This window comes from Fulvivirga aurantia (assembly GCF_009711475.1).
Classification (GTDB): Bacteria; Bacteroidota; Bacteroidia; order Cytophagales; family Cyclobacteriaceae; genus Fulvivirga; species Fulvivirga aurantia.
In genome coordinates this window covers 1-2511 of the sequence record NZ_SMMD01000413.1, presented here as the reverse complement: position 1 = coordinate 2511, position 2511 = coordinate 1, and the positions used below count along the sequence as shown (strand labels likewise).

Annotated in this window: 3 protein-coding genes; 2 read left to right on the top strand and 1 reads right to left on the bottom strand. The window is 38.0% G+C overall.

Annotated features, from left to right (window positions below):
* Positions 1-11 precede the first annotated feature (11 nt).
* On the top strand, positions 12-434 hold the full coding sequence (locus E1176_RS02415) for a hypothetical protein (protein WP_155208978.1): 423 nt from the start codon (positions 12-14) through the stop codon (positions 432-434).
* A 2-nt stretch (positions 435-436) separates the two neighbouring features.
* Here the strand turns inward: E1176_RS02415 and E1176_RS02410 are convergent, their stop codons facing one another.
* Entirely contained in the window at positions 437-1492 is a 1056-nt protein-coding gene (locus E1176_RS02410; protein ID WP_155208977.1) for a phosphatase domain-containing protein, read from the bottom strand.
* 130 nt (positions 1493-1622) lie between these two features.
* Here E1176_RS02410 and E1176_RS02405 point away from each other — a divergent pair, with 130 nt between their 5' ends.
* Positions 1623-2504, top strand: coding sequence for a diacylglycerol/lipid kinase family protein (locus tag E1176_RS02405; protein ID WP_155208976.1), 882 nt, complete (start codon positions 1623-1625; stop codon positions 2502-2504).
* Positions 2505-2511 lie beyond the last annotated feature (7 nt).

Sequence of the window (2511 nt, the reverse complement as noted above, 5' to 3'; positions counted from 1 at the left end):
GTATTTGACTTATGGTGAAGGTATTGAGCTTGCTTGCGGGGCTCATCCTACAATCTACTATTGTATTCGGGTTGGCTACCGCATCTTTTGAAACAAAGGAAAATTATGCTTTACAAATTGTAGTAAATGGTAAGGTTATAAACGACATCCCTAAAAAAAGAGTAAAGATTAAAGGTGGTAAAGGCAGCCATGATTTACTCATTAAAGTATATGACGAAGCCGGTTGTCTTACCTATGAGCATCAGGATATCGTATTTTTTACGCCAGGCTTTCAAAGTGACTTTTCATTTTACCTTTTACCAGAAAATTGCATTGAGTTTGAGCAGATACGGGTTACCAGAATTTATAGTGAGAAAATAAGGCGACCAGATATATTTTATAACAAACAGCTCATTGCTGATCGCCAAAAATATATGAACTCATACTTCTCATAGGTTTATTGACTGTCTGCAAACTGCCCAACCAGAGACTCGGGACGGGTTTGCTGCTCTTCAAATTCATTTTTTACACGTGTCAATTCAGCATCTGTAATAAAGCCTTTTTCATGCGCATGTTTAGCCGCTTCGTAAGAATCGCTCACCAGCACCATCTCGATTTCATTTGAAATAGAAGCCGCAATTGTATTTACTTTTTTGGCTCTTTTCTCCTTACCAACATCTCGGATATAAATACTCAAAACCTGTTCGGGCCTTTCTTCAGCTATATTTTTATATAAAATGGCGTCTTTTTGCCCACTGTCACCAATCAGAATGAATCTTTGCTCAGGAAAAACCTCCATAAGATGCATGATCTTGTCCTTCTTATGGTTGTGAGAACCGCCACCCGATTTCATCAGCTTCCACAAACTAGTTTTAAGCTCCTGTAACATAAAAGGCCCTTTGGGTATGTTTCTTACATCACAAAAGTCTTCCAGGAAATCGTACAAATTATATTCGCTGCTGCTTACGTAAAAAATAGGATTGTTACTATCCGGAGGATTACCTGTTTTGAGTGCAGTGTAAAATGAAGCCACGCCCGTAAATGGGAGTCGGGTCTTGCTGTTTTTTGTTAAAATGAGTCTCAACTTTCTTAACGCCTCAGTGGCATGAGAAATTAAGATCGTATCATCAACATCAGAAACTACCGCAAACTGATTTTTCTGTGTATTAATAAATACTTCACCGACTTCTTCCAGTGGCTCCTGATCATCAACAATCTCATCTAATACCTGATAAGTCACTTTTTGCCAGCCACCCTCAGCAGGGTTTTTCAATGGTATTTTAGCTTCAAAAAGTCCCTGTAGGTCAGTGGTTACGATTTTTTCTTCGCCATTAAACCTTATTTCTACACGTATATCAGGTATGCCCTCACTTACGTACCTACTGAGCATTGCCAGTAAATTCTTCTTCCGCTTATCTTCTCGTTGACTATCATAAATAAGCCGATCATCGAGTACATGTCCTTTTAAATAAACACAGTCAGGTGTACCATATCCTCGATATGGAATAACCACAGGTGGAGTGAGCAGGCCGAGGGCCTTTTTTATTCGTAGTGAAAACTTCTTAAGCGGTTTTTTAAATAGCTTTTTGATAGACTTTTTGTTTAATAACTCTTAGGCTTAATTGAATGTTTATTAAGCAACAATGAGAAAACTACTATTTGCCATAAACCCTATTTCCGGAGGTATTGATAAAAATGGCCTTCGATCGAATATCGCTGATTGGTGTGACGATAGTACAACACCAGATTTTACGTTTTTTGAAACGTCTGGAAAAAATGACTCAGAGAAACTTCGAAAAAAAATTGATGACTACAAGCCAACCGCTGTAATCGCCTGCGGTGGTGATGGCACCGTAAATATGGTGGCGCAAGTGCTTTTAGAAAATGAAAATATTAAACTAGGCATAATACCACTGGGCTCTGCAAATGGTTTGGCTACAGAGTTAGAAATTGAGGAAGACACTGAAGCTGCATTAGACATTGTATTTAAGGGTAAGTCTAAAAAAGTAGACGTATTACAAATTAATGACCAACATCTCTGTCTTCACCTAAGTGACATTGGCCTAAATGCAAAGCTCATAAAGAGATTTGAAAAGGGCTCAAACAGAGGAAAAATAGGCTATGCAAGACATTTTTTTGAAACACTTTTCAACAAAAAAGCCCTTACTTATAAGTTTGAAACACCTGAAGGTATATTTGAGGAAAAAGCTGAAATGGTCGTTTTTGCTAATGCCAGAGAATACGGAACTGGCGCAGTAGTAAATCCTATTGGCCGACTAGACGATCAGCAATTTGAAGTGTGCATTTTTAAGCCTTATCCCTGGTATGCTATATTTAGATTGACCTACCTATTCTTTACCGGCAAGCTCAATTACTCACCATTTGTTAAAATATTTAGTACCAAAGAGGTTTTGGTTATCTGCGAGAAATCTGAGCATTTACAAATTGATGGAGAGACTGTAGGAAAACACAAAAAAGTGAAGGTTGCGCTTACCAAAAAGCAGCTAAATGTGTTTGTGCCATAAAAAAACC

Bases quoted from the DNA above. Each gene is read 5' to 3' on its own strand.
- E1176_RS02405 (WP_155208976.1), top strand. From the start codon at position 1,623: ATGAGAAAACTACTATTTGCCATAAACCCTATTTCCGGAGGTATTGAT.
- E1176_RS02415 (WP_155208978.1), top strand. From the start codon at position 12: ATGGTGAAGGTATTGAGCTTGCTTGCGGGGCTCATCCTACAATCTACT.